At 70.8% G+C, this 24,164-nt stretch carries 26 protein-coding genes; 17 read left to right on the top strand and 9 right to left on the bottom strand.

Going from position 1 to position 24,164, the window contains the following annotated elements:
- Positions 1-15: 15 nt before the first annotated feature.
- Entirely contained in the window at positions 16-762 is a 747-nt protein-coding gene (locus DK389_RS07595; protein ID WP_236960709.1) for a hypothetical protein, read from the bottom strand.
- A gap of 318 nt (positions 763-1,080) precedes the next feature.
- Here DK389_RS07595 and DK389_RS34000 point away from each other — a divergent pair, with 318 nt between their 5' ends.
- The 3 genes from DK389_RS34000 (at position 1,081) to DK389_RS07585 (ending at position 2,112) form a co-directional block, all read left to right on the top strand.
- Positions 1,081-1,263, top strand: a complete 183-nt coding sequence (locus DK389_RS34000; RefSeq protein WP_236960707.1) for a hypothetical protein — start codon at positions 1,081-1,083, stop codon at positions 1,261-1,263.
- Complete coding sequence (locus tag DK389_RS33995; protein WP_236960705.1) at positions 1,260-1,406, top strand: hypothetical protein; 147 nt, start codon at positions 1,260-1,262, stop codon at positions 1,404-1,406. The genes DK389_RS34000 and DK389_RS33995 overlap by 4 nt, the downstream gene beginning before the upstream one ends.
- A 73-nt stretch (positions 1,407-1,479) precedes the next feature.
- Positions 1,480-2,112 carry a 5-formyltetrahydrofolate cyclo-ligase gene (locus tag DK389_RS07585; protein ID WP_109888555.1) on the top strand — a complete coding sequence of 211 codons (633 nt, stop codon included), beginning with the start codon at positions 1,480-1,482 and terminating at the stop codon, positions 2,110-2,112.
- A 33-nt stretch (positions 2,113-2,145) separates the two neighbouring features.
- Here the strand turns inward: DK389_RS07585 and DK389_RS07580 are convergent, their stop codons facing one another.
- The 3 genes from DK389_RS07580 to DK389_RS07570 form a co-directional block, all read right to left on the bottom strand.
- Positions 2,146-2,391 (bottom strand): hypothetical protein, encoded by a 246-nt coding sequence (locus tag DK389_RS07580; protein ID WP_194075173.1) that lies wholly within the window; start codon positions 2,389-2,391, stop codon positions 2,146-2,148.
- 114 nt (positions 2,392-2,505) lie between these two features.
- Positions 2,506-3,357, bottom strand: a complete 852-nt coding sequence (locus tag DK389_RS07575; RefSeq protein ID WP_109888553.1) for a DUF1206 domain-containing protein — start codon at positions 3,355-3,357, stop codon at positions 2,506-2,508.
- A gap of 131 nt (positions 3,358-3,488) precedes the next feature.
- Positions 3,489-3,716 (bottom strand): hypothetical protein, encoded by a 228-nt coding sequence (locus DK389_RS07570; protein WP_109888551.1) that lies wholly within the window; start codon positions 3,714-3,716, stop codon positions 3,489-3,491.
- 668 nt (positions 3,717-4,384) lie between these two features.
- On the opposite strand from DK389_RS07570, the gene DK389_RS07565 reads away from it, so the two are divergent.
- On the top strand, positions 4,385-5,656 hold the full coding sequence (locus DK389_RS07565) for an HlyD family secretion protein (RefSeq protein WP_109888549.1): 1,272 nt from the start codon (positions 4,385-4,387) through the stop codon (positions 5,654-5,656).
- 9 nt (positions 5,657-5,665) lie between these two features.
- On the top strand, positions 5,666-7,807 hold the full coding sequence (locus DK389_RS07560; protein ID WP_418292016.1) for a peptidase domain-containing ABC transporter: 2,142 nt from the start codon (positions 5,666-5,668) through the stop codon (positions 7,805-7,807).
- Between the two features lie 10 nt (positions 7,808-7,817).
- Here the strand turns inward: DK389_RS07560 and DK389_RS07555 are convergent, their stop codons facing one another.
- Entirely contained in the window at positions 7,818-8,744 is a 927-nt protein-coding gene (locus DK389_RS07555; RefSeq protein WP_109888546.1) for a histone deacetylase family protein, read from the bottom strand.
- A 368-nt stretch (positions 8,745-9,112) separates the two neighbouring features.
- On the opposite strand from DK389_RS07555, the gene DK389_RS33990 reads away from it, so the two are divergent.
- The 4 genes from DK389_RS33990 (at position 9,113) to DK389_RS07535 (ending at position 13,249) form a co-directional block, all read left to right on the top strand.
- On the top strand, positions 9,113-9,370 hold the full coding sequence (locus tag DK389_RS33990) for a (2Fe-2S)-binding protein (RefSeq protein ID WP_109888544.1): 258 nt from the start codon (positions 9,113-9,115) through the stop codon (positions 9,368-9,370).
- 52 nt (positions 9,371-9,422) lie between these two features.
- A complete protein-coding gene (bfr, locus tag DK389_RS07545) occupies positions 9,423-9,920 on the top strand; it encodes a bacterioferritin (RefSeq protein ID WP_109888542.1) in 498 nt (165 codons plus the stop codon).
- A 226-nt stretch (positions 9,921-10,146) separates the two neighbouring features.
- Positions 10,147-11,832 carry a methyl-accepting chemotaxis protein gene (locus tag DK389_RS07540; protein WP_109888540.1) on the top strand — a complete coding sequence of 562 codons (1,686 nt, stop codon included), beginning with the start codon at positions 10,147-10,149 and terminating at the stop codon, positions 11,830-11,832.
- A 70-nt stretch (positions 11,833-11,902) separates the two neighbouring features.
- Positions 11,903-13,249, top strand: coding sequence for a carbohydrate porin (locus DK389_RS07535; protein ID WP_109888538.1), 1,347 nt, complete (start codon positions 11,903-11,905; stop codon positions 13,247-13,249).
- Here DK389_RS07535 and DK389_RS07530 read toward each other — a convergent pair.
- Entirely contained in the window at positions 13,240-13,467 is a 228-nt protein-coding gene (locus DK389_RS07530) for a hypothetical protein (RefSeq protein ID WP_109888536.1), read from the bottom strand. The genes DK389_RS07535 and DK389_RS07530 overlap by 10 nt on opposite strands.
- A gap of 208 nt (positions 13,468-13,675) precedes the next feature.
- Between DK389_RS07530 and ruvB the strand changes: the two genes are divergently transcribed.
- The 6 genes from ruvB to tolB all read left to right on the top strand — a co-directional run bounded on the left by ruvB (position 13,676) and on the right by tolB (position 19,398).
- Positions 13,676-14,731 carry a Holliday junction branch migration DNA helicase RuvB gene (gene ruvB, locus DK389_RS07525; RefSeq protein ID WP_418292015.1) on the top strand — a complete coding sequence of 352 codons (1,056 nt, stop codon included), beginning with the start codon at positions 13,676-13,678 and terminating at the stop codon, positions 14,729-14,731.
- A 94-nt stretch (positions 14,732-14,825) separates the two neighbouring features.
- Entirely contained in the window at positions 14,826-15,245 is a 420-nt protein-coding gene (ybgC, locus tag DK389_RS07520; protein ID WP_109888535.1) for a tol-pal system-associated acyl-CoA thioesterase, read from the top strand.
- 198 nt (positions 15,246-15,443) lie between these two features.
- On the top strand, positions 15,444-16,166 hold the full coding sequence (gene tolQ / locus DK389_RS07515; protein ID WP_109888533.1) for a protein TolQ: 723 nt from the start codon (positions 15,444-15,446) through the stop codon (positions 16,164-16,166).
- A 27-nt stretch (positions 16,167-16,193) separates the two neighbouring features.
- Positions 16,194-16,640: an ExbD/TolR family protein gene (locus DK389_RS07510; protein WP_109888531.1), complete on the top strand. Its 447-nt coding sequence runs from the start codon at positions 16,194-16,196 to the stop codon at positions 16,638-16,640.
- Positions 16,641-16,653: 13 nt separating this feature from the next.
- Entirely contained in the window at positions 16,654-18,009 is a 1,356-nt protein-coding gene (gene tolA / locus DK389_RS07505) for a cell envelope integrity protein TolA (protein WP_109888529.1), read from the top strand.
- 57 nt (positions 18,010-18,066) lie between these two features.
- Positions 18,067-19,398: a Tol-Pal system beta propeller repeat protein TolB gene (gene tolB / locus DK389_RS07500; protein WP_109888527.1), complete on the top strand. Its 1,332-nt coding sequence runs from the start codon at positions 18,067-18,069 to the stop codon at positions 19,396-19,398.
- Positions 19,399-19,481: 83 nt separating this feature from the next.
- On the opposite strand, the gene DK389_RS34830 is transcribed toward tolB, so the two are convergent.
- Both DK389_RS34830 and DK389_RS07495 read right to left on the bottom strand, forming a co-directional pair.
- Positions 19,482-19,664 carry a hypothetical protein gene (locus DK389_RS34830; RefSeq protein ID WP_250645685.1) on the bottom strand — a complete coding sequence of 61 codons (183 nt, stop codon included), beginning with the start codon at positions 19,662-19,664 and terminating at the stop codon, positions 19,482-19,484.
- The gene (locus tag DK389_RS07495; protein ID WP_250645684.1) at positions 19,598-20,776 is read right to left on the bottom strand and encodes an ammonium transporter; all 1,179 of its coding nucleotides are present in this window, start codon (positions 20,774-20,776) and stop codon (positions 19,598-19,600) included. Before DK389_RS07495 ends, DK389_RS34830 begins: the two co-directional genes overlap by 67 nt.
- 396 nt (positions 20,777-21,172) lie before the next feature.
- On the opposite strand from DK389_RS07495, the gene DK389_RS33985 reads away from it, so the two are divergent.
- Entirely contained in the window at positions 21,173-21,901 is a 729-nt protein-coding gene (locus DK389_RS33985) for a trehalase-like domain-containing protein (RefSeq protein WP_236960703.1), read from the top strand.
- Positions 21,868-23,028, top strand: a complete 1,161-nt coding sequence (locus DK389_RS33980) for a glycoside hydrolase family 15 protein (protein WP_236960701.1) — start codon at positions 21,868-21,870, stop codon at positions 23,026-23,028. Before DK389_RS33985 ends, DK389_RS33980 begins: the two co-directional genes overlap by 34 nt.
- A 1-nt stretch (position 23,029) precedes the next feature.
- Here the strand turns inward: DK389_RS33980 and DK389_RS07485 are convergent, their stop codons facing one another.
- Entirely contained in the window at positions 23,030-24,130 is a 1,101-nt protein-coding gene (locus DK389_RS07485; protein ID WP_194075226.1) for an HD-GYP domain-containing protein, read from the bottom strand.
- Between the last annotated feature and the right edge of the window lie 34 nt (positions 24,131-24,164).

Below are 24,164 nucleotides of genomic sequence, written 5' to 3'. Positions count from 1 at the left end.
AACCCGCCGCCGTCCTCAATAGGGTTCCTCCGGCGCCGCGGCACCCGGCGGCTGCAGGGGGATGGGATCCTCGGGACCGGCGCGCGAGCGCGATCGGTCCGGGTCCTGCGCGCCCCGCGTCCCCACGACGTTGCGCGGCCCCGGCGGCCCGGCAGGCCCGCGCGGGCCGATCTTGCCGGGCGCTCCGGCCGGCCCGGCGGGACCCGTCTCGCCCGGATGTCCGGCCGGTCCCGCCTCGCCGCGCGGCCCCTGCGGGCCCGGCGGCCCGGGAAGGCCGGCCGTGCCGCTCGTCCCGGCCGGACCCGGCAGCCCCGCCGGGCCGGGTTCTCCCGCCGGTCCGGGAGGGCCTTGCGGACCGGGCTTGCCCGCCGGTCCGGGTGGGCCCGGTGGTCCCGCGACGGCCTCCGCCGCGGCCGCACGCGGGCCGGCGGGTCCGGGGGCGCCGGCCGGGCCCTGCTGCCCGCAATCGCCCACGACCGCGGCGCGGTCCTGCTGGCGGACCCGCAGGGTCACGATGCAGCTCGCCGGATGGTAGACGATCCGGAATTCGAAGTTTCCGCTCTTGTCGGTCCGGGCGGAGAAGCGGGTGTCGAGGGTGATCTCGGAATCCACGGCATCGGCCGAGCCGAGCACCCAGAGCTCGCCGCCGGTGATCTTGGCGGCGAGAACACGGATCTCCGCCTTCGCCGGTCCGGCGAGCACGCCCGTCTGCAGCAGCAGAGCGAGCATCAGCCGCCGCGGGCCGAGTCCTTGCCGCTTCATGCGGTGCGCCCTCTTCATGCCGACCGGCGTTAAGTTGCCCCGTTTCCGGGGACGGCGGAAGCGCGCCGGGCGCGGGTCCACACGGTTCGGCGCAGGGTACGCTCGCAGACGGTCGGGATCGGACGCTCCCGCAGGTCAGGCCGACACGAGAGGCGCCCGCGGGGCTGCGCTCCTTTCGGGTCGTCTCGGCGAAACCTCGGGGCTGTCCTCCAGATTCCGTATTCGCCCGCTGGGAAGACATGCTACCGTCGCTCCGTTCCGGCCTGCGTCGCGGGCCGAGGCCGAGCGTCGTGCCCGACGATAGCGAGGTGGCCCGCCATGAGTGCGCAACGGACACGGTCGGCGGACGAGTGGGCGGACATCATCACGGAGGCCTACGCCGCGAAGACCCGGCCGCCCCTGACGCCGCAACTCCTGACGGAGATGCGTGCCGTCCTCCTGGAGGCGGTCCGCGAGGCCGAGGCGGTCCACGCCCGGGCGCCGAGTGGTGCGAGCGGGTGAACCTCGTCCTCGATCGGAGCGAGATGTCGCTGCACGCGGCGGTGGGGCCGCGGCTCGCCGCGATCGATCCGGACGCGGGCAAGGCGGAGATGGTGCACCGCTCGGAAGCCGGCCGTCCCCTGCGGGCCTTCGGAGGCCAGTGACGGGCCGCCGGACCGAACCCGGCCCCGCGGGGCCGTCCCTGAGAGCCCTTTGGCGACGGAGTGGAGTGGCGTGATGGGTGACGTGTCCGAGGATTCCCGGCCCGGTCTGGAGGCGCCGGCCGAACTGCCGGCCCGCCCCGGGGGCGACGCCGACTGGCCGACGGTGCGGACGTGGCGCAAGGAGACGCGCTCCGCCCTCATCGCTCGGCGCGTGGCGATTCCGTCCGACGACCGCATCGCCTGCAGCCGCCAGATCGATCTCGCCCTCGCCCAGGCGGTGCAATCGAGCGGCGCCGGCCTGATCGGGTTCTACTGGCCGTTCCGGGGCGAGTACGATCCGCGCGGCGTGATGGCGGCCCTGCGGGAGCAAGGCGCCCGCCTCGCCCTCCCGGTGATCGTGGCGAAGGGCGAGCCGCTCGTCTTCCGCGAATGGTCGCCCGGCAGCCTGATGGTCCAGGGCATCTGGAACATCCCGACCCCGGAGGCCGGCGACCCGGTCCAGCCCGACCTCCTCGTCGTGCCCCTCGTCGGCTTCGACGGGCAGGGCTACCGCCTCGGCTACGGCGGCGGGTTCTACGACCGGACCATCGCCGCGATGCCGGCGAGGCCGCGGACGATCGGGGTCGGCTTCTCGCTGGGGCGCCTTGAGACGATCTACCCGCAGCCGCACGACATCGCGCTCGACCGGGTCATCACGGAGGGGTGAGGGCGCCGGCTCAGCCGGCGCCCGGCATCGTCCTCAGGTGCCGACGGCGTCCGTCACGCACTTCTTGGTGAAGCTGGTCTTCGCCGCGCCGGAGAGCTTCTTGTCGCCGGCGGAGGTGTCGCAGGTGGTCTGGGCGTCGGTCTCGCACTTCTTCATAAAGCTCGTGAGCGCGGCGCCCGCGAGCTTCTTCTCGGAGGCCCTGGCTTTGCAGGTGCCCTCGGCAGCCATCGCGTGGCCCGCGAAGGCCAGGACCAGAACGGCAACGGACACGGCGCGCATGATCGTCTCCTCTCGACCGAGATGATCAGGTGAGAGGAGCACGGACTCAGGTCTTCGCAAAGGGCCGTCCGGCCCGGGCACACGCCTTTTGCACCGTCGTTTCCGGAATGCGCGTCAGGTGCCGCGCAGCGACGAGGCGGCGTTCCGCAGCGCCGCCTTCGCGTCGGAGGCGTCCGGCGCGTCGATGTGGCGGTAGCGGGCCTGCACCAATCCGAACAGGCCGAAGGCGAAGAGGCCCGCCGCGGTCACCGCGAGGAGCACCCAGCCGAAGGGCTGCCGCCCGATGAATTGCAGGGCCTCGCCGAGTCCCTTGGCCTCCGCCGACCGGCTGTGGAAGGCGGCGAGGATGAGGAAGGCGCCGATGAGGGTGAACACCACGCCCCGCGCGGCGAAGCCGAGGCGCCCGACCGGCACGGCCCAGCGATGGACCTCCGAGGGGAGCGAGAGCCGCCGCAGGACGTCGCCCTTCCAGCTCTTGCGAAGGTAGGCGAGGCCGACCCCGATCACGATCGCGCCGATGAGCCCGGTGAGGACTTGGCCGAGCGGCTTGGCGAGGAGCCACGCGGTCCAGTCCCGCGCCGCCCGGTCGTCGCCACCGCCGCCGCTCCCCATCGCGAGCCGCGCGGCCGAGAGCGCCAGGCCGCCGTAGACGACGCCGCTTACGGCATGGCCGGCGCGCACGGCGAGGCCCTTGGCCGAGTGGCCGTGCCGGTCCGCGTCGGTCACGGCCTCGATCACCCGCCAGAGCGCGAAGCCGACGAGACCGAGCGCGATGAGGCCGATCCAGGCGCGCCCGAAGGGTTGGCCGAGCAGGCTCGCCAGCGCGCTCTTGCTACCGCCGGTCTGGCCGCCCGAACCGATGGCGGCGAGCGCGGCGAGGCCGCCCACGAGGCAGTAGACGATCCCGCGCGCGCCGTAGCCGAGGCGGGCGAGCAACTCGAGTTTCGAGGCGTCCGGGTGAAACACAGGCGGCCTCCGGGCCGGGACCGAGGAGGCTTGAGTAACGGGGCCGTGACGGACCCGTTCCGGACGGATTCGAGATCGCTGCCGCACCCTGCATGGGCGGCGGGATTGTCCCGCCGCCCGAGGCTTCGCGCCTACTTGTTGAGGCCGACGCTGCCGGTGACGCCGCCGAGCAGCCCGCCGACCGTCCCGAGAAGACCGCCTACCAAGCCGCCGACCTGATCGATCGCACCCGAGACCGCGCCGAGCTCCTGGCTAGCATCGACGTGGAGACCCACGCCGAGGCCGACATCGAGGCCACCGCCGACCTCATCCAGTTCCGAAGCACCCAGCTCACGGATGGTATCGAAGTTCTGCGACATAAATTTTCTCCTAGACTGCAAACTATTGGCTAGAATTTCTTCCAGCCTCTAGAGAAGCGCTCTAAGCAACGCTTCGTCCAATAGGGGAGCATGGCCGGAATGAAGCTTCAACCCGTGCAAATTGTGCAGAGCAATACGAATTGCTCGGCATTCAAAATTCATGCTGCCCCGTTCGAGCTGCAGCTCGGCGGTATCTTCCTCCGGGAACGGAGCTTTTGGAGCGGTCAGAGCGCTGCGCCGTCGGGGAGATGGCCAAAGCAAGGCAGCGCCGCAATTCGGCCTCAATGGCGGCAAGCTGCCGGAAGCGCGCGCGAAATCGCGCAGGGTGCGGTCGGATGACGCAACCTGCGTTCGTGACGCCGCGGGGCGCGATGCGGAAACGGTCAAGCATCGGCTCAGCGCGCGCCTCCAAGTGCCTGAAACAGGGTATCTTCGTCCTGTTTCGTACGAAGAGTTGCGTAGGCCGGCCGGGGCAGGTTCGGCGATCGGCTCATGCTGCACTGCAACATCGAGGAATGCCGGTCTGCAGTGCTCCGCCTCGCACTGTCGCTTCGGCGGCCGTCGCTTCCGTGGGGACGCCCATCCCGTCGAGCGGCGGGTCCGCGAACCGTGCGCTTGCGGACATTGCCCCTTGATCTTCACCGCCCCGGCCGGCCAAAAGGGCCGCGATGACGTCGCCGCTCTTCCGGCGCGAGGTCGCCGCGGCCCGGCGCGATGCCTGGCTCGGCGAAGCGCAGCTCGTTCAGCCGCTGCCTCTGCGCTTCGTGACCGGGGTCTGCCTCGCGCTGATCCTCGCCGCGCTCGCCTACGCCGCCCTCGGTAGCTACACCCGCCGCGTCCATGCGCAGGGCCTGCTCACGCCGAATGTCGGCCTGATCACGCTGACGAGCCCCGTTGCGGGCCGGGTCAGCGCCGCGGGGGGCCGCGAGGGCGGTCGGGTCGAGCGGGGCCAGCTCCTCTTCACGATCGATCTCGACGCGGTCTCCGCGAGCGGCCCGACCCAGACCCGGGTCATCGACGAGCTCGGCCGGCAGAAGGAGAGCGTCGAGAAGCAGCGGAGCCTGCGTGCCTCCACCGCCGAGACCGAGAAGCGCGCGCTCTCGGAGCAGATCGCGAACCTAGAGGCGCAGGCCCACCAGCTGTCCGAGCAGATCGACCTGCAGGAGCGGCTGGTCCAGCCCCTGCGGGAGCGCGTCGACGTGCTCGCGAAGGCCGTCACCAACGGCCTCGCCCGCGCCGCCGACCTGCAGAGCCAGAACTACCTCTACATGCAGGCGAGCACGCAGCTTGCCCAATTCAAGCAGACGAACCTGCAGCTCGGTGGCCGGATCGCCGACCTCAAGTCGCAGCGGGCGACCTTCGACGACCGCCTCGCCCGCGACATCGCCGACATGGACCGCAGCGCGGCCCAGCTGGAGCAGCAGCGGGCCGAGAGCGAGGCGCGCCGGGCGATCGAGGTGCGTGCGCCCGAGGCCGGCATCCTCACCTCGATCCGCGCTCAGGCTGGCCAGAGCGTGGGGGCGGGCGCAACCCTGCTCACGCTGTTGCCGAGCGAGGGGCGGCTTCAGGCGAATCTCTTCGTCGATTCCGCTTCGATCGGCTTCATCGAGACGGGCGCTTCGGTGATGCTGCGCTACGCCGCCTTCCCCTTCCAGCGCTTCGGCCTCTACCGCGGCGTGGTGACGGAGGTGACGCGCGCACCCCTGGACGGGGACGACGTGCCCGAGACCGCGGGCGTGCGGAAGGCCGGCGGCATCTACCGGATCGTGGTGCGGCCCGACGAGGACGGCGTGCTGGCCTACGGCGAGCGCCGCCGGCTCGAGGCCGGCATGCGCGTCGAGGCGGACATCGCGCTGGAAACGCGCCCGCTCTACCGCTGGCTGCTCGACCCGCTCTTTCGGGTCAAGCGCAGCGTCGATCTCGTCACCGAGGGCGGCTGAGGCGTGGCCGTGCGCGACGCCCTCCAGTTCGGCTTCGGCCGGCGCCTGCCCGTCATCCTGCAGGCCGAGGCCGCCGAGTGCGGCATGGCCTGCCTCGCCATGGTGCTCGGCCACCACGGGCACGCGATCGATCTCGGCGCGCTGCGCCGCCGCCACGCCCTCTCCCTCAAGGGCATGACCCTGCGCAACCTGATCGACCTCGCGGGGACGATGGGTCTCGCGGCCCGGGCGCTGCGCGTCGAGCTCACCGATCTCGGCCGCCTCAAGCTGCCCTGCATCCTGCACTGGGGCCTCAACCACTTCGTGGTGCTGGCCGAGGTGCGCGCCAGGGGCATCGTCGTGCACGATCCCGCCCGCGGGCGCCGCAGCCTCACCCTGGCCGAGGCCTCGCGCGAGTTCACGGGCGTGGCGCTCGAGGTGAGCCCGAATCAGGGCTTCGTGCGCGCGAGCCCGCCCCCGGGCTTTCGCCTCGCGGACCTGTTCCGCAACATCGGCGGCGTGCGCGGCGCGCTCGGGCAGATCCTCGCCCTGTCCCTCGGAATCGAGCTCATCGCGATCCTGATGCCGATCGCCTCGCAGATCGTGATCGACGAGGTGATCGTGAACGCCGACCTCGACCTCCTGCTCGTGGTCGCGATCGGCGTCGTGCTCCTGCTCCTCGTCCAACTCGCCCTCGCGGTGGCGCGCACCTGGGCCATCATGCTGGCGGGCTCGACGCTGAATTATCAATGGTCGGGCAGCCTGTTCGACCACCTCTCGCGCCTGCCCCTCGACTATTTCGAGAAGCGGCACGTGGGCGACGTGATCTCCCGGTTCGGCTCCCTCGCGACGATCCAGAAGGGCCTCACCACCGACCTCGTCCAGGCGGTGCTCGACGGCATCATGTCGATCGGCATGCTGATCATGCTCGCCGTCTACGGCGGCTGGCTCGCCCTCGTCGCCCTGATCTCGACGGCGCTGACGACCGCGCTCCGGGTCGCGGCCTTCGCGGCCTACCGCGAGGGCACCGAGGAGGCGATCGTCGCCGAGGCGCGCCAGCAGACGCATTTCATCGAGACGGTGCGGGGCATGGCGAGCGTGAAGCTCCTCGGGCTTCGCGAGCGCCGCCGCGGCGCCTGGATGAACCAGTTCGTCACGGCGCTGAACGCGCGGCTGCGCCTGCAGCGCCTCGACCTCGTCTTCGGCCGGGCGAACGAGCTGCTGTTCGGCGCCGACCGGCTGATCCTGCTGGTGCTCGGCGCGCGCGCCGTGATCGAGCAGTCGATGACGCTCGGCATGCTCGTCGCCTTCCTGACCTACCGGGACCAGTTCTCGCAGCGGGTCGGCAATCTCATCGAGTCCGGCTTCAAGCTGCGCATGCTCGACGTGCAGACGGATCGGCTCTCCGACGTCGTGCTGACCGAGCCCGAGGAGCGGCCGGGCGCGGCCCCGCCGGAGGTGGCGGCTCCCGCCGTCGCCGGCTCGCGGGCGGGCGCCATCGCCGTGCGCGGCCTCGCGCTGCGCTACGGCGCCGACGAGCCCTGGATCTTTCGCGGCCTCGGCTTCGACGTGCCGGCGGGTACGAGCTTCGCCATTACCGGCCCCTCCGGCTGCGGCAAGACCACCATGATGAAGATCATGATGGGATTGCTCTCGGCGAGCGAGGGCAGCGTCGCGGTCGACGGGCGCGACATCCGCACGATCGGCCCCGCCGCCTATCGCCGCCGGATCGCGGGCGTGATGCAGAACGACGGGCTGTTCGCGGGCTCGATCGCCGAGAACATCGCCTGCTTCGACGAGCGGCCGGACCAGGGCTGGATCGAGGAATGCGCCGCCCGCGCCGCGATCCTCGCCGACATCCGGCGCACGCCGATGGGCTTCGAGACGCTGGTCGGCGACATGGGCTCGACGCTCTCCGGCGGACAGAAGCAGCGGGTCATCCTCGCCCGCGCCCTCTACCGGCGCCCCGACATCCTGTTCCTCGACGAGGCGACGAGCCACCTCGACGAGCCGACCGAGGCCGCGATCGCCGCAGCTTTGCGCGAGCTTGACATGACCCGGGTCATCGTCGCCCACCGCCCCGCCACGATCGCGCATGCCGACCAAGTGCTCGGCTTCGAGCGGCCGGAGCCGACGCCCGCCGCGCTCGCGCCGGCGCGGGCGGCGGAGTGAGAGGGAAGGCTCACGCCTCCATCAGCACCTGCACGTGCGCGGAAACCGAATCCGCGAGGCCGGTCAGGTCGTAGCCGCCCTCGAGCAGCGAGACGACGCGGCCCTGGCAGCAGCGCTCGGCCTCCTCCAGGACCTGCCGGGTCGCCCATTCGAAATCCTCGGCTTCCAGCATCAGGTTCGCCAGCGGATCGCGCCAATGCGCGTCGAAGCCCGCCGAGATGATGATGAGGTCGGGCCGGAACGCCTTGAGGCGCGGCAGGATGCGGCTCTCGAAGGCCTCGCGGAAGCTCTCGCCATCGGCGCCGGGACGAAGCGGCGCATTCACGACGGTGCCGTGCTCGCCCTCCTCCGAGACGGCGCCGCTGCCGGGATAGAGCGGCATCTGGTGGCTCGAACAGAACAGCACCGAAGGATCATCCCAGAAGATGTCCTGGGTGCCGTTGCCGTGGTGGACGTCCCAGTCGACGATGGCGACGCGCTCGACTCCGTGCACGGTCCGGGCGTGCCGCGCGGCGATCGCCGCGTTGTTGAACACGCAGAACCCCATGGCGCGTGTCTTCTCCGCATGGTGGCCGGGCGGGCGCATCGCCGAGAACGCGTTCTTGGCCGCCCCGCTCATCACCGCATCGACACCCTGGACGCCCGCGCCGACGCCCCGCAGCACGCAATCGAGCGTGCCCGGCGACAGGACGGTGTCCGAATCGATGCTGACCAGGCCGTCGGTCGGGGCCGCTGCCACGATCGCCTGCACCCACGCCTCGGGATGGGCGAGGGTCACGGTGGCAAGGGGAGCCGGCTCGGGGGCGCGCCGGTCGAGCCCGGCGAAAGCCTCCGCTTCCAGCGCCTTCTGCACCGCGCGCATCCGCTCCGGGCGCTCGGGATGCCCGTGCGGAGTCCGGTGCTCGAACGCGGCGGGATGGTGGAACAGAATGGTCATGCGGGCGCCCTCCGTTTGTTGGCATTCCGTATACCAGATTGGCGCGGCCGGTGCTACGATGGCGCGAGGCGGGCCGGTTGAGCGACCGGGTCAGGCCGCACCTGTCACATTCGGACGCAGCCGACACGGGTGGTGCGCGGGAGCCCTTGACGGAGCGAAGCCGCGCTGCCAAGTGAGGTGCATCAAGGCTAACCCATTGAAAGTGCTCTAGATTTCAATAATTCTAATCTAGTCGTCAAAGCTGTGCCGGAACTCGGATTTTCGGATCCTCCCCTGTCCCGGCATCGTCGCACCATCGGTCGGGTGGTCATCCCGCTCGGCCGTCCGTCACCCTGCGGCCTACGCCGCATCCCGAGTTGCGGTCCCGAATGATCGTCTGTTCCTGCAACGTCCTATCCGATGGCGCCGTGCGCTCCTGCCTGGGTCCGGGACCGGGCTGCCCGCGCACGCCCGCGCAGGTCTATGCCTGCCTCGGTTGCAGCCCGAAATGCGGGCGCTGCGCCCGGACCATCCGATCGATCATGCAGAAGGCCCTTGATGAGGCCGCACATTCCTGTTCGCCCGCTTGCGCAAGCACCTGCTCTTTGGTCAAGGTCCAAACAGCGGAGGAGGGGATCGCCGCCTGACGCGTGCAGGACCGCCCCTCCCGGCTGACAAGTGCCTCAGGGAGACAGGCGGATGAAGGGCGACACCAAAGTCATCGAGTACCTCAATCGAGGGTTGCGTAGCGAGCTGACGGCGGTCAACCAGTACTGGCTCCATTTTCGCATGCTCAACGATTGGGGCTACGTCGAGCTCGCCAAATACTGGCGCAAGGAATCCATCGAGGAGATGAACCACGCGGATCGCTTCGTCGACCGCATCCTCTTCCTCGAGGGCTTTCCCAATCTCCAGGAACTCGACCCGCTGCGGATCGGGCAGAACGTCCAGGAGATCATCGAGTGCGACCTCGCCGCCGAGAACGAGGCCCGCTCGCTCTATCTGGAGGCGGCGAAATACTGCGAGTCGATCAACGATCGCGTCTCGAAGATCCTGTTCGAGGATCTCGCCACCGATGAGGAAGGCCACATCGACTTCCTCGAGACGCAACTCGAACTGATCAAGCAGATCGGCCTGCCGCTCTACGCGCAGCGCCACATCGGCGGCCTCGACAAGATCGAGCCCGAGGTCGAGTAGCGGCTCGCGCTCCGGCCGGCGCGCCGCGCGCCGGTTCGGAGCGGGTCCTCGTGAACAGAAATGCGTGACGCCGTCCAGGGACACCCTGGGCGGCGTTTTCTTTTGACGCGAAATGTTCTTGGCGATCGGCGCGTCATCATCGCTGCGAAATGCCGGGTTAATCAGTAAAATCTATATTTAATGGCAGCAATAGCTTCTTTTTGACGGGTCTCGATTGGACAAGGCCATGAAATTATCAATTAAATCAATATTGATGTCGCTCTTCGCCGTGATGGCCCTCATGACTGCGGCGCAGGGCCTGTTCATCGTCCACGAAACCCGGACGATGCGGGGCCACCTCGATCAGATCGCGACGAACTGGCTGCCCTCGGTCGACATCGTCAACCGCATCAACACCATCACCTCCGACTACCGCCTGCGGCAGTACCGGCTGGCGACGCTCGGAGACGATGCCGGCTCCCTCGCCGAGGCGGTCGAGCTTCTGGGCAGGCAGGTGACGCTGCTGGCGGACGCGCGCAAGACCTACGAGCCGATGATCTCGTCGCCGGCGGAGCGGTCGACCTACGAGACCTTCTCGACGCTCTGGGAGCGCTACGTCGCCGCCACGGCGCCGATCCAGGCGGCCGCCGCGCGCGGGGAATCCGCCGGAGCCCTCAGGCTCGTCGCCGATCCGGATGCCCGCAAGCTCTACGACGCCTCCGGCGAGGTCCTCGACCGGCTCGTCGAGATCAACCGGCAGGGGGCGGCGAGCGAAGCCGCGGGTGGCGTCGCGAGCGCGACGCGCTCGGGGAGCGTGAGCCTCGCGAGCTTGGCGCTGGCGATCGGTCTCGCGCTCGGCGCTGCCGCCCTGTGCTTTTTCTGGATCGCCCGGCCGATCACCGGCATCACGGCATCGATGCGCGTCCTGGCCGAAGGGGACACGGGCCGGGAGATCCCCGGTGCGCATCGCCGCGACGAGATCGGCGCCATGGCCGCGGCCGTGCAGGTGTTCAAGGACAACCTGATCCGCACCCGGCAGCTCGAGGTGGAGACGGCGCAGGCCCGCACCGATGCCGAGACGCAGCGCAAGGCGGTGCTGCGCGACATGGCCGACCGGTTCGAGCAGGCCGTCGGCGGGATCGTCGGCACGGTGTCCGGCTCGGCGGGCCAGCTTCAGCTCACCGCGACGGGCATGACGAGCGCGGCGGGCGAGACGGCCGCCCAATCCGCCACGGTCGCGGCCGCGGCGGAGCAGGCCGGATCGAACGTCGCCACCGTGGCGGCCGCGGCCGAGGAGCTCGGCGCCTCGGTGGCGGAGATCGGGCGGCAGGTCGACGGCTCGTCGCAACTCGCCGCCTCCGCCGTCACGGAGGCCGACGCGACGAACGAGCTCGTCCGCGACCTCGCCGAGTCCGCCACCCGGATCGGGGAGGTCGTGGCCCTGATCTCGACCATCGCCGATCAGACCAACCTGCTGGCGCTCAATGCGACGATCGAGGCGGCCCGGGCCGGCGAAGCGGGACGCGGCTTCGCGGTGGTGGCGAGCGAGGTCAAGGAACTCGCGGGCCAGACGGGCCGGGCCACCGGCGAGATCGAGCGCCAGATCGGCGCGATCCAGGCCGCGACGGGGCAGGCCGTCGGCGCGATCGGCGGCATCTCGGCCCGCATCCGCGAAATGAACGCGGTCGCGGCCGCGATCGCGGCGGCTGTGGAGGAGCAAGGTGCGGCAACGCGGGAGATCGTCCGCAATGTCGGGCAGGCGGCGGTGGGCACCGGTGAGGTCTCCGCCAACATCGCGGGGGTGGCGAGCGCGGCCGACGAGACCGGGGCGGCCGCCGCCCAGGTCCTCGCCTCGGCCTCCGACCTGACCGGGCAGGCCACGGCCCTCGACCGCGAGGTCAGGAGCTTCCTCGCCACGATCCGCGCCGCCTGACGGCCGATCCCCGCGGGAGTCCCATTCTCGGGCTCCCGTCCTCCGCGTTTCCAGAGTTCGAGTGGCGTCAATGGCCGGACGGCTGCGTTCGCGTCTATGCGGCATCCTGCTGGCCGCAGCCTTCCTCGCCGGCGCGCCGGCAGGGCTTGCCTCGGCCCTCGATGACGGGCGCGCGGCCCTTAAGGCGCGGGGCATCGAGATCGGCCTCACCTCCATCGGCGAGACCATCGGAATCCTGCGCGGCGGCCTGCGGCGGCGGAGCGTGTACGAGGGCCGGCTCGACGTCCAGGTCGATGCCGATCTCGGCGTGCTGGCCGGCTGGCAGGGGCTGCGCGTCCACGCCAATGCCTACCAGATCCACGGGACCGGGCCGACGCGCTACCATGTCGGGAGCCTCGCGCCCGTCAGCGGGATCGAGGGCCTGCCGGCGACGCGGCTGCACGAACTCTGGCTGGAGCAGGGCTTCCTCGACCGGACGCTCAGCCTCCGCGCCGGCAACCTCGCCGCGGACGCCGAGTTCCTGGTCAGCCCGTCCGCGACGCTGTTCACGAACGGCACCTTCGGCTGGCCGGTGATCGCCGCGGCCAACCTGCCGTCGGGCGGGCCGGCCGCGCCGCTCGCGACCCCGGGTCTCCGGGTCAGATGGGAGGCCGCCCCGGAGACGAGCCTGATGTTCGGCCTCTTCAACGGGGACCCGGCTCACGCGCGCGGGAGCCGCCTCGCCCTCGATCCGCAGCGCCGCAATCCGGACGGGACGGATTTCAGCCTGCACGGATCGCCCTTCCTGATCGCGGAGGCCGCGCGGGCCTACAGCCTCGGCGGCCCCGGCCCGGACCTCACGGGCGTCGTGAAGGTGGGCTACTTCCACCATTTCGGCGCCTTCGACGATGTCCGGATCGATCGCGGCGGCGTGCCGCTCGCGGCCCCCTGGAGCTCCGGCCTGCCGGCCCGGCGCCGGGGGAACGACGGGCTCTACGCGCTTTTCGATCAGACCGTCTATCGGGAGGACGAGGCGGGCGAGCGCGGCGCGGCCGTGTTCGCGCGCGTGGCCGCCTCGCCGTCGCCCGCGAGCCTCGTCAGCCTCTACGCGGATGCCGGCATCGTCTACAAGGGGCTGCTGCCGGGCCGGCCCGACGACGTCGCCGGTCTCGGGCTCGCCCATACCCGCATCGCCCGGCGCGCCCGCCTCTCCGACTGGGACCGCGCCCTCTTCGCGGGGCTTCCCCTCCCGATCCGGCGCAGCGAGACCGCTTTGGAGCTGACCTATCAGGCGGTCGTCGCGCCCGGCTTCACCGTACAGCCGAGCCTGCAATACGTCGCCGCCCCCGGCGGCGGGGCCGGCAATCCGCGCCGGCCCGACCTCGCGCGGCTCCGCAACAGCGTGGTGCTCGGCCTGCGCGCGACGGTTCAGTACTGACCGGACCCGCGCGGGCGCCGGCCGTCGCCGCGCGGCGGCTCCGCGGTCTCGGTCGCGCAGACGAAGCAGCTCAGGCGCTTGCGCGCGCCGGTCTGGACAACCGCCGCGGGCGAGTTGGCGGCCGAGGTCTTGCCGGAGGTCTCGGGCACGATCTGGGCCGGCGCCGGCCCGGCGCCGAGGATCGCGAGCGCGGCTCCGGCGAGGGCGAGTCTCGCCATGGGACGCATGACTTTCATAACCCTGTCTCGATACGGAAAACTAATGCTGTTCGGGGCAGGGCGTTGCAAGTCCCCGGCCCGCCTCGGCCAACAGGGTTCAGGGGGGCTGCGGCGGGAGGATGCGGGCCGAGATGCCGCGGTGGTGCTGGAGCGCCGGAGCGGTTAACACCTCCGTGACCTTCGCTTTCAGCCCGACCCGCGAGCCCCGTTGAGCAAGTTGCCCGCCCCGAAGTCGCTCCTCAATCCCGAGAGCCGCCCGGACGACGTCGACCAGTCGATCCGCCCCCTGAGCCTCGCCGAGTTCGTGGGGCAGCGGGCGGCGCGCGCCAACATGCAGATCTTCATCGAAGCCGCCCGCAAGACGGGCCAAGCCCTCGACCACGTCCTCTTCGTCGGACCGCCCGGCCTCGGCAAGACGACGCTCGCGCAGATCGTGGCGCGGGAGCTCGGCGTGAACTTCCGCTCGACGTCGGGCCCCGTCATCGCCAAGGCGGGCGACCTCGCGGCGCAGCTTACGAACCTCGAAGAGCGCGACGTGCTCTTCATCGACGAGATTCACCGCCTCAACCCGGCGGTGGAGGAGATCCTCTATCCCGCCATGGAGGATTACCAGCTCGACCTGATCATCGGCGAGGGCCCGGCCGCGCGCTCCGTGAAGATCGAGCTGCCGAAATTTACCCTCGTCGGCGCCACCACCCGCGCCGGCCTGCTGACCACCCCCTTGCGCGACCGGTTCGGCATCCCGATCCGCCTCGAATTCTACGACATCGACGAGCTGGAGCTGATCGTCAGCCGCGGCGCCCGGGTGCTCGGCCTCGGCATGTCGTCCGAGGGCGCCAACGAGATTGCCAAGCGGGCCCGCGGCACGCCCCGCATCGCGGGGCGCCTGCTGCGCCGGGTGCGCGACTTCGCGATCGTGGACGAGGCGCCGATCGTGACGCGGGCGATCGCGGACCGCGCCCTCCAGATGCTCGACGTCGACCCGGTCGGCCTCGACGTGATGGACCGCAAGTATCTGACGATGATCGTCAATTCCTTCGGCGGCGGGCCGGTCGGCATCGAGACGATCGCGGCCGCCCTCTCGGAGCCACGCGACGCCATCGAGGACATCATCGAGCCCTACCTGATCCAGAGAGGCTTCGTGCAGCGCACGCCGCGCGGGCGCGTGCTCACCCCCCACGCCTACCGCCACATGGGCTTCGCCGAGCCCCGGCGCGACCCGGCCACGCAGTTCGGGCTGTTCGCGGATGACGGGGAGGGTTGAGGACGCCCGTGAGTCGCGGTCTCCGCTGGATCCCGGCTCGCCGACCGATTGCGACGTTGCCGAGGCTTCCGACGCCTGACTTGAGGATGGTCGCGTGAGCGATTTCAGTTTCGAGGGCGCCCACGCGCTGCCGGTGCGCGTCTATTACGAGGACACCGACTTCTCGGGCTTCGTCTACCACGCGAGCTACCTGCGCTTCATGGAGCGCGGGCGCACGGAGTTGCTGCGGGGCCTGGCCGGCGACCAGTCGGACCTGCACCGCGACGCGGACGGCCTCGTCTTCGTGGTGCGCCGGATGGAGATCGACTACCTCAAGCCCGCCCGGATGGACGACGGCCTGACCGTGCTCACCGCCACCCGGGACTTGCGCGGCGCCTCCATGCATCTCGCGCAGGCCGTGCGCCGGGGCGACGAGACGCTGGTGCGGGCCGAGGTGGTCGTCGCCTGCGTGCGGGCCGGCCGGGCGATCCGCCTGCCCGATTCCCTCCGGCGCGCCCTCGCGCCGCCGGCCTGAGGCAGGTTCGGCAACCATTCCTTAACCCTGCCGCCCCTTAACTCGTCCGGTCGAAGTGTTCGGGCCGGCCGCGCAAGCCTGGCCCTTACTTTCGACAGATTCGACGGCGATTCCCCGTTGATATCGCTCGCGGATCTGAGCTGGAGCGGGCGGGCTGCGCCCGCGCTTCGGTGGCCCCGGGGACTTGAGGATCTTGCCATGAACCCAGCCGATGCCATGCAGGCGGCGCAGGCGCCCGTCGCCGACATGACGCTGCTCGGCCTGTTCCTGCAGGCCCACTTCGTGGTCAAGATCGTGATGCTGGGGCTTCTCGGGGCTTCGGTCTGGTGCTGGGCGATCATCGTCGACAAGACGCTGCTGTTCCGCCGCACCAAGGTGGAGATGGATGCGTTCGAGGATGCGTTCTGGTCCGGCCGCTCCCTCGAGGAGCTCTACCGCTCCTTCAACGACCGCCCGGCCACGGGGCTCGCCGCCCTCTTCGTCGCCGCGATGCGCGAGTGGAAGCGCTCCTTCGAGGGCTCCGGCCGGCAGATCCAGTCGCTCAACCAGCGCATCGACAAGGTGCTCGACGTCACCATCCAGCGCGAGGTCGAGCGCCTCGAATCGCGCCTCCTGTTCCTCGCCTCGATCGGCTCGGCCGGCCCCTATATCGGCCTGTTCGGCACGGTCTGGGGCATCATGACCGCCTTCACCTCGATCGCGGCCTCGAAGAACACCTCGCTCGCGGTTGTGGCGCCGGGCATCGCCGAGGCGCTGTTCGCGACCGCGATCGGCCTCTTCGCGGCGATTCCCGCGGTTCTCGCCTACAACAAGCTGCAGGCAACGGTGGCGAAGTCGCAGTCGCGGCTGGAGGGCTTCGCCGACGAATTCTCGGCGATCCTCTCCCGCCAGATCGACGAGCGCCTCTCGCTCGCCGCCTGATTTCCCCGACATCCGAGGACGAGCAGCATGGGCATGGCCCACGGAGCGGCACAGGGCGGCGGCAAGCGGCGGCGGCGCGGCCGGCGCACGGGCGCCATCAACGAGATCAACATGACGCCGTTCATCGACGTCGTGCTGGTGCTGCTGATCGTGTTCATGGTGGCCGCACCCATGATGACGGTCGGCGTGCCCCTCGACCTGCCGCAATCGAAGGCGAGCCCCCTCAACTCCGACACCAAGCCCGTCACCCTCTCGATCCGCCAGAGCGGGCAGATCTTTCTCGGCGAGGACGAGCTGAGCGACGAGGCGATCGTGCCGAAGCTGACCGAGGTCTCGAAATCCGGCTTCGAGGAGCGCGTCTTCGTGCGCGGCGACAAGCGGGTCGATTACGGCCGCGTGGCCCAGGTGATGGCGATCGTGACCGGCGGCGGCTTCAAGAAGGTCGCCCTCGTCACCGAACCCGACCAGAAGTAGCGGACGGGCCGCCGTGGCGCTCCCCTTCGACCGCAGCGAACCCGGGTTCTGGCTCTCGGCCGGCGTGCACGTGGTGCTCTTGACGCTCGCCCTCGTCGGCATTTCCGCCGAGGCCCTGCCCGAGGCGCAGGAGGGCGTGCCCGTCGAGGTCATCACCGAGAACCAGTTCTCCGAGATCACCAAGGGCGAGCGCAACGCCGAGAAGCCGCTCCCGGACGCGAAGCCCCGCGCCGACCGCAAGGCCGAGACCTTCGAGGAGCGCGAGCCCGAGAATGCCAAGGTCGACGCGCCGGCCGCCCCGACGCGCACGGCCGACATGAAGGTCGCGAGCGTGGACGAGGTGCCGCTGCGCATCGCCGAGCCCGACCCGCAGGAGGTCGCCAAGGCCGCCAAGGCCGCCAAGGAGAAATCCGAGAAGGCGGCCCAGGAGAAGGCCGAGAAGGCCGCTCAGGAGAAAGCCGAGGCTGCGGCCGAGGCGAAGGCCGCCGCCGAGGCGAAGAAGGCCGAGGCCAAGGCCAAGGCGGAGGCGAAAGCCGCCCAGGAGAAGGCCGAGACCGAGCGCCGCGAGCAACTCGACAAGCTGATCGAGCGCCAGGAAGCCGAGGCCGCCGCCGCCGAGGCCAAGGCCAAGGCGGAAGCGAAAGCCAAGGCCAAGGCGGATGCCGAGGCGAAGGCCGAGGCCAAGGCGAAGGCGGACGCCAAGGCCCGCGCGGAGGCCGAGGCGAAAGCCAAGGCGGAGGCCAAGGCCGAGGCCGAGCGCCAGAAGGAGATCGCTGAGGCGAAGGCGGCCGCCGAGGCCGAGGCGAAGGCCAAGGCGGATGCCGCCGCCAAGGCCGAGGCGGCCGCCAAGGCGAAGGCGAAGGCCGTGGCGGATGCCAAGGCCAAGGCCGATGCGGAGGCCAAGGCCAAGAAGCAGGCCGAGCTCGCCGACAAGTTCAACGCGGGCGACATCCGGCAGATGCTCGCCTCGAAGGTCCCCTCGCAATCGAGCGGCGCCACCGGCCACGAGGTGCAGCGCACGGCCTCGCTGGGCGCCGCGACCGGCACGGCGCAGCGCCTGTCGCCCTCGCTCCGCGATGCCCTCGTGGGCATGCTGCAGCAGCAGATCGAGCGGTGCTACTCGGCCCCGCCGGGCGCCGCCCAGGGCGTCGTCCTGCCGATGCTCGACATCCGCCTGAACCAGAACGGCTCGCTCGCCGCCGAGCCCCGGATCATGCGCGGCGGCGCCAGCGCCGTCGACCAGTCGATCGCCCAGGCCGCGCTGCGCGCCGTCAGGCGTTGCGCGCCCTACAAGATCCCGGCCCAGTACGCGCCGTACTACAACGACTGGAAAGCCATTAACGCGGAGTTCGAGTTCTCGGCGGCGTGACCCGCCGGCCAAACCCTCCCCGACAGCTCAGACGTTCCCGAAACAAAGCGAAGCCCCATGCCTCATCGCCCGACGCCGCGGCGCCGCACCGTCGCCACGCTGCTCGCCGCCCTCGCGCTCGCCCTGTTCGGCGGCCTCTCGCCCGCCTTCGCGCAGCTGCAGCTGCGCATCGGCGGCGGCGCCTTCCAGCCGATGCCGATCGCGGTGACGGATTTCTCCGGCGATCCGAGCCTCGGCAACCTCGTCTCGAGCGTCGTGACGAACAACCTGCGGCGCTCCGGCTACTTCGTGCCGCTGGACAAGGCGCGCTTCCCCGAGGTGCCGTCCTTCGACGCGGCCCCGAGCTTCGAGAAGTGGCGCGCCACCGGCATCCAGGGCCTCGTGACGGGCCGCGTCTCCCGCGACGGCGGCGGGCGCCTCAAGGTCGAGTTCCGCCTCTGGGACGTGACGTCCGGCCAGCAGATGACGGGCCAGCAATACGCCACCGACCCGGCCAATGCCCGGCGGACCGGCCACCTCGTCTCGGACGCGGTCTACACCAAGATCACGGGGCTGGGCCCCTTCTTCGACAGCCGCATCGCCTTCGTCGACGAGTCGGGCCCCAAGGAGAACCGCCGCAAGCGCCTGATGGTGATGGACCAGGACGGCGCCAACGTGCGCGCGCTCACAACGGGCGAGAGTTCGATCGTCGCTCCGCGCTACTCGCCGGCGACGCAGGACATCGCCTTCATGACGCAGCAGACCGGCCACCAGCCGCGCATCCAGGTGATCAACCTGGAAACGGGCACGCGTCAGGCGGTCGGCAATTTCGACTCGATGAGCGCGAGCCCGCGCTTCTCGCCGGACGGGCGCCGCCTCGTGCTCAGCGTCCAGCAGGGCGGCAACGCCGACATCGTCACCATGGACCTCGCCTCGAAGGCGCAGCGCCCGATCACCCAGGGCATGGCCATCGACACCTCGCCGACCTACTCGCCGGACGGCAGCCAGATCGTGTTCGAGTCCGACCGGGGCGGGTCGCAGCAGATCTACGTGATGGGCGCGGACGGCGGAAACCCGCACCGCATCTCCTTCGGCGAGGGCTCCGCCTCGCAGCCGGCGTGGTCCCCGCGGGGCGACCTCATCGCCTTCACCCGCCAGCGCAAGGGCGGCTTCGCCATCTGCGTGATGAAGCCCGACGGCTCGGGTGAGCGGGTGCTCACGGAAGGCTTCCACAACGAGGGCCCGACCTTCGCGCCGAACGGCCAGTACGTGCTGTTCTTCCGAGATCCGGGCGGGCAGGGCGGCGGCAAGCTCTACATGGTCGACATCACCGGCCGGGTCGAGCAGCCGGTGCCGACGCCCTCCTACGCCTCGGACCCGACCTGGTCGCCGCTACTCTCGGGCAAGTAGGGCCGACCGCGCTCGCTCCCTGATCGGCCGGCGCCGACGCGCCGGGCTGCCCGGCACCGAGGGGATCGGTGCCGGCGCGCGCCTCAGGTGTACTCGTAGGCCCGCTCGCCGTGGCTCGCGATGTCGAGGCCCTCGTACTCGGCCTCCGCCTCGACCCGCAGCGGGGTGATCGCGCCGATCATCCGCGTGAGCGCGTAGGTCACCAGGCACGACCACAGGGCGGTGACCGCGATCGCGAGGGCCTGCACGCCGAGCTGGCGCAGCATCGTGCCCCCTCGCCGAGGCCCGCGCCGCCGAGGTCGGGCAGGGCGAAGACGGCGAGCAGCAGCGAGCCCAGCATGCCGCCGACCCCGTGCACGGCAAAGACATCGAGGGAATCGTCGATGGCGAGCCGGTGCTTCACGTAGAGCGTGGCGTAGAAGCAGAGGAGGCCGCCCGCGCTGCCGATGGCGAGGGCGGCCGCCGGCGAGACGAAGCCGGCCGCCGGCGTGATCGTGGCGAGGCCCGCGATGCAGCCGGTGACGATGCCGATCGAGGTCGGCTTGCGGATCTTCACCCACTCGGCCGCGGTCCAGGCAAGCGCGCCCGCCGAGGCCGAGAGGTGGGTCGCCAGGATCGCGTTCGCGGCGCTGCCGTCCGCCGAGAGGGCGCTGCCGCCGTTGAAGCCGAACCAGCCGACCCAGAGCATACCGGCGCCCATCATGGTCATGCCGGGGCTGTGGGGCGGCTGCAGCGCGGCCGGGAAGCCCCGACGCTTGCCGACCATCACGGCGAGCAGGAGCGCTGAGACGCCGGCCGTCGTGTGCACGACGATGCCGCCCGCGAAATCGAGGGTGCCGAGCCCGGCGAGCCAGCCGCCGCCCCAGATCCAGTGGGCCACGGGCACGTAGACCAGCATCAGCCACAGGGCCGAGAACAGGGCGACGAAGGGGAAGGCGACGCGCTCGGGGAAGGCCCCGATGATGAGCGCGGGCGTGATTACCGCGAAGGTCATCTGGTAGAGCGCGAACACGCTCTCGGGCAGGAGGGTGGGGGCCCGCACCGCGTCGAGATGAGCGAGGAACGCCTTGTTGAGCGTGCCGATCAGGGCGCCGTTCCCATCGAAGGCGAGGCTGTATCCGCAGATCGCCCAGAGCACGGAGGCGATGCAGCAGATCGCGAAGCACTGCATCAGCACCGAGAGGACGTTCCGGGCCTGGACGAGGCCGCCGTAGAACAGGCCGAGGCCGGGCAGCGTCATGAACAGGACGAGGGCCGAGGCCGTGAGGATCCAGGCGACCTGCCCGCTGTCGACGGTGCCGGCCGCCGCCAAGCTCGGCGTCGCGGACAGAAGGAGGAGCGCGAGGCCGGGCAGGCCCCGTCTGAGGAAGAATCGCATGTCGAGCCTCTCGGGCAGGCGTGCCGTTCTGTGCGGCTTTCTGCCTTGTGGATGTGCAGCCGGTGCCGGCCGGACAGGCAGGTTGCTGCGGGTCGGACGACGGGTGAAGGGTCGATCGGAGGGCGCGGCTTCACAGGACCGTGAAAGCGATCCGGCGGGAGCCGCGCCGGCTGCACAGCATGCAATCATCCTGCCGATTCCTGTGGCAGTCTTGCATCGCTGGAGGCAGACATTGCCCGACAGTGCGGCAGCGCCGGAATCCGCGGATCGGCTCACGCCGGGCCGGCGGCCGGGGAAGCACCCCGCCTCCGTGTGGCAGATTGTCGGTCCGGATCGATCCGAACCGCTCTGGCGCTACCTCGTGCCGGATCCCCGTCACGCGAGCCTCCCGCCCCAGTGTCGAAGCCCATCTGCGACTACGCCATCGTCGGCGATACCCATGCCAACGCCCTGATCGCCCGCGACGGCTCCGTCGACTGGCTGTGCTGGCCGCGCCACGATTCGCCGGCCCTGTTCCTGCGCCTCCTCGACGACGCGAAGGGGGGAGCCTGCAGCGTCGACCTCGGCGGGATCCGGCACATCGAGCGCCGCTACCTGCCGGGCACCAACGTGCTCGAGACCACCTTCGCCACGGCGACCGGCCGGGCCCGGCTCACCGACCTGATGCCGGTGAACCCGCCGGAGGCGGAGCCCGACGAGGGGCCGGACGGGGAGGGCGACAGCCGGCTGATCCGGCTGCTCGCCTGCGATGAGGGCCGGATTTCCGGCCAGTTCGTGGTGCGCCCGACCTTCGACTACGCGCGCCGTCCCTGCACGGCCCGCTCCGAGGCCGGCACGGTGCTGTTCGAGGCGGGCGACCAGCGCCTGCGGGTCAGCGCCTCGTGCGCATTGTCGGTGGAAGGCGAGGTGGCGGCGTGCAGCTTCGCGCTCGCGGCCGGCGAGACGTTCTACCTCATCCTCACCCACGGCGAGGACGGGAAGGCGCCCGCGATCGAGGATCTCGCGGGTGCGCGGGACTGCCTCGACCGGACCGTCGCGTACTGGCGGCGCTGGAGCGAGCGCTGCACCTACGGGGGCCGTACCGGGAGGCCGTGCTGCGCTCGGCGCTCTGCCTCAAGCTCCTGACCTACGCCCCGAGCGGCGCCATCGTGGCGGCCGCCACCGCGGGGCTTCCCGAGGCGATTCCGGGCAACCGCAACTACGATTACCGTTTCACCTGGATGCGGGACGCGAGCTTCACCGTCACCGCCTTCGTGATGCTCGGCTACGTGCGCGAGGCCGCCGAGTTCCTGCGCTTCCTGCGCGAGGCCGACGGCAGCTACGGGCGCGACACGCGCCTTCTCTACGGGATCGCCGGCGAGCCGCCGCCGGAGGAGGCGCTGCATCACCTCTCCGGGTGGCGCAACGTCGGTCCGGTCCTGATCGGGAACGCCGCTGCGAACCAAGACCAGCACGACATCTACGGCGAGCTGATGCGGGCCCTGTGCGGCTTCCTGGAGGCGGTCGATTACGACCCGCCCGAGAAGGTCAACGATCGCCTTCCCGAGGTGCTCGACAACCTTACGGCCCGGGCACTCGCCTGCCGCGACGCGCCGGACCACGGCATCTGGGAGTTGCGCACGGAGCGGCGCCACCAGACGCACACCAAGGCGATGATCTGGGTCGCCCTCGACAACGCGGCGCGGATCGGGCGCAACATCCAGGGCGTCCCGGCGGAGAAGATCGCCGCCTGGGAGGCGGCGGCCGCTGAGATCCGGGCGGATTACCTCGCGCGGGCCTGGAACGCGCAGAAGCAGGCCTATGTCGGCACCTACGAGACCGACGACCTCGACGCGGCGGTCCTGCGCGTCGTGCTGTTCGGGGCGATCGAGCCCGACGATCCGCGCATGGTCTCGACGCTCGCGGCGATCGAGCGCGAGCTCGGCGCGGGCGACCTGATCTACCGCTACCGGATGCCGGACGGGCTGGAGGGGCGGGAGGCCACCTTCACCCCGTGCGCCTTCTGGCGCGTCAGCTGCCTCGCGCTGGCGGGCCGCACGGCGGAGGCGAAGGCCGCGTTCGAGCGCCTGATCGCGCGCGGCAACGATGTCGGGCTGTTCGCCGAGGAGATCGATGCCGCGAGCGGTGAGCAGCGGGGCAACACGCCCCAGGGCTTCACCCACATGGCGCTGATCAATTCGGCGATCCGCCTGCAGGATTGCATCGAGCGGTTCGGCCTGCGCGGGGCGCCGGCCGAGCAGGCGGCGGAATAGCTCAGGTCGCGCCTGCCCCCGCCGGGCGGTCGCGCATCAACCCGCAGATGTCGTCCCAGCGGGACAGGAACGCGTCGACGCAGGCCGGATCGAAATGGCTGCCCCGATGCTCCACGAGGTAGGCCCGCGCCTTCTCCGGGGGCCACGCCGCCTTGTAGACCCGCTCCGAGATCAGAGCGTCGAAGACATCGGCCACCGCGATGATACGTCCGCTGAGGGGGATGTCGGTACCGGAGAGGCCGCGCGGATAGCCGGTGCCGTCCCAGCGCTCGTGGTGGGTGAGGGCGATCTCGGAGGCGAGCTGCAGCAGGCGCGAGGGCGAATCGTGCAGCATCCGGTAGCCGCGCTCGGCGTGCTGCTTCATCTCCTCGCGTTCCGCGTCCGTGAGCGGGCCGTTCTTCAGGAGGATACTGTCGGGAATGCCGATCTTTCCGATATCGTGCATCGTGGAGGCGAGCGCGATGTCGTTCGCTCCGTCCTCCGACAGGCCGAGGCCCTCGGCGATCGCGATGGCGCAGCCCGCGACGCGGGTCAGGTGGTCGCCGGCCTGATCGTCGCGGAACTCGGCGGCGAGCATCAGGCGCTGGATGATCTCCCGCTCGCGCCATTCCGATTCGGCCCGGATCCCGGCCACGTGCCGGTCCATCAGGCTCGCGGTGCGCGCCGCATCCCTCCGGGCGAGGGAGAGGTCGATCAGCGTCCGGGCGCGGATCTGGAGATCGAGCGGGTCGACGGGGCGCACCAGCACGTCGGTCGCCCCGGATTCGATCGCCGCGCGACGGATCATGCGCGCCTCGCCGGACCCGACGAGCAGAACCGGCGTGGCGGCATGCACCGGCAGCGCGCGGAACGCCCGGACCAGCGCGAGGCCGTCGAGCCCGTCCCCGTCGACGATGAGGAGGTCGACCGCGCCGAGGGCGAGTTCGGGAAGCTGGCTTGCCGCCAGGACCGGCGTCTCGCAGCCGAGCGGCCGCAGGGCGAGGACGAGCTGGAGCGGCATCGCCGCGGCCAGGATCGGCACGTAGGGGGAACCGTCCGCGGCCGAGCCTCGCTCGTCCGCCTCCGATCTGCCCGGGTGCTGCCGGGACCGCTGAAACTCCATGCCCATGCCGCCATCCGATCCGTCGGCAGGATCA

Source organism: Methylobacterium durans, from assembly GCF_003173715.1.
In the GTDB taxonomy this organism is placed as follows: domain Bacteria; phylum Pseudomonadota; class Alphaproteobacteria; order Rhizobiales; family Beijerinckiaceae; genus Methylobacterium; species Methylobacterium durans.
Note: the sequence above shows the minus strand (reverse complement) of the source record. Positions and strands in the feature narration are given on the sequence as shown.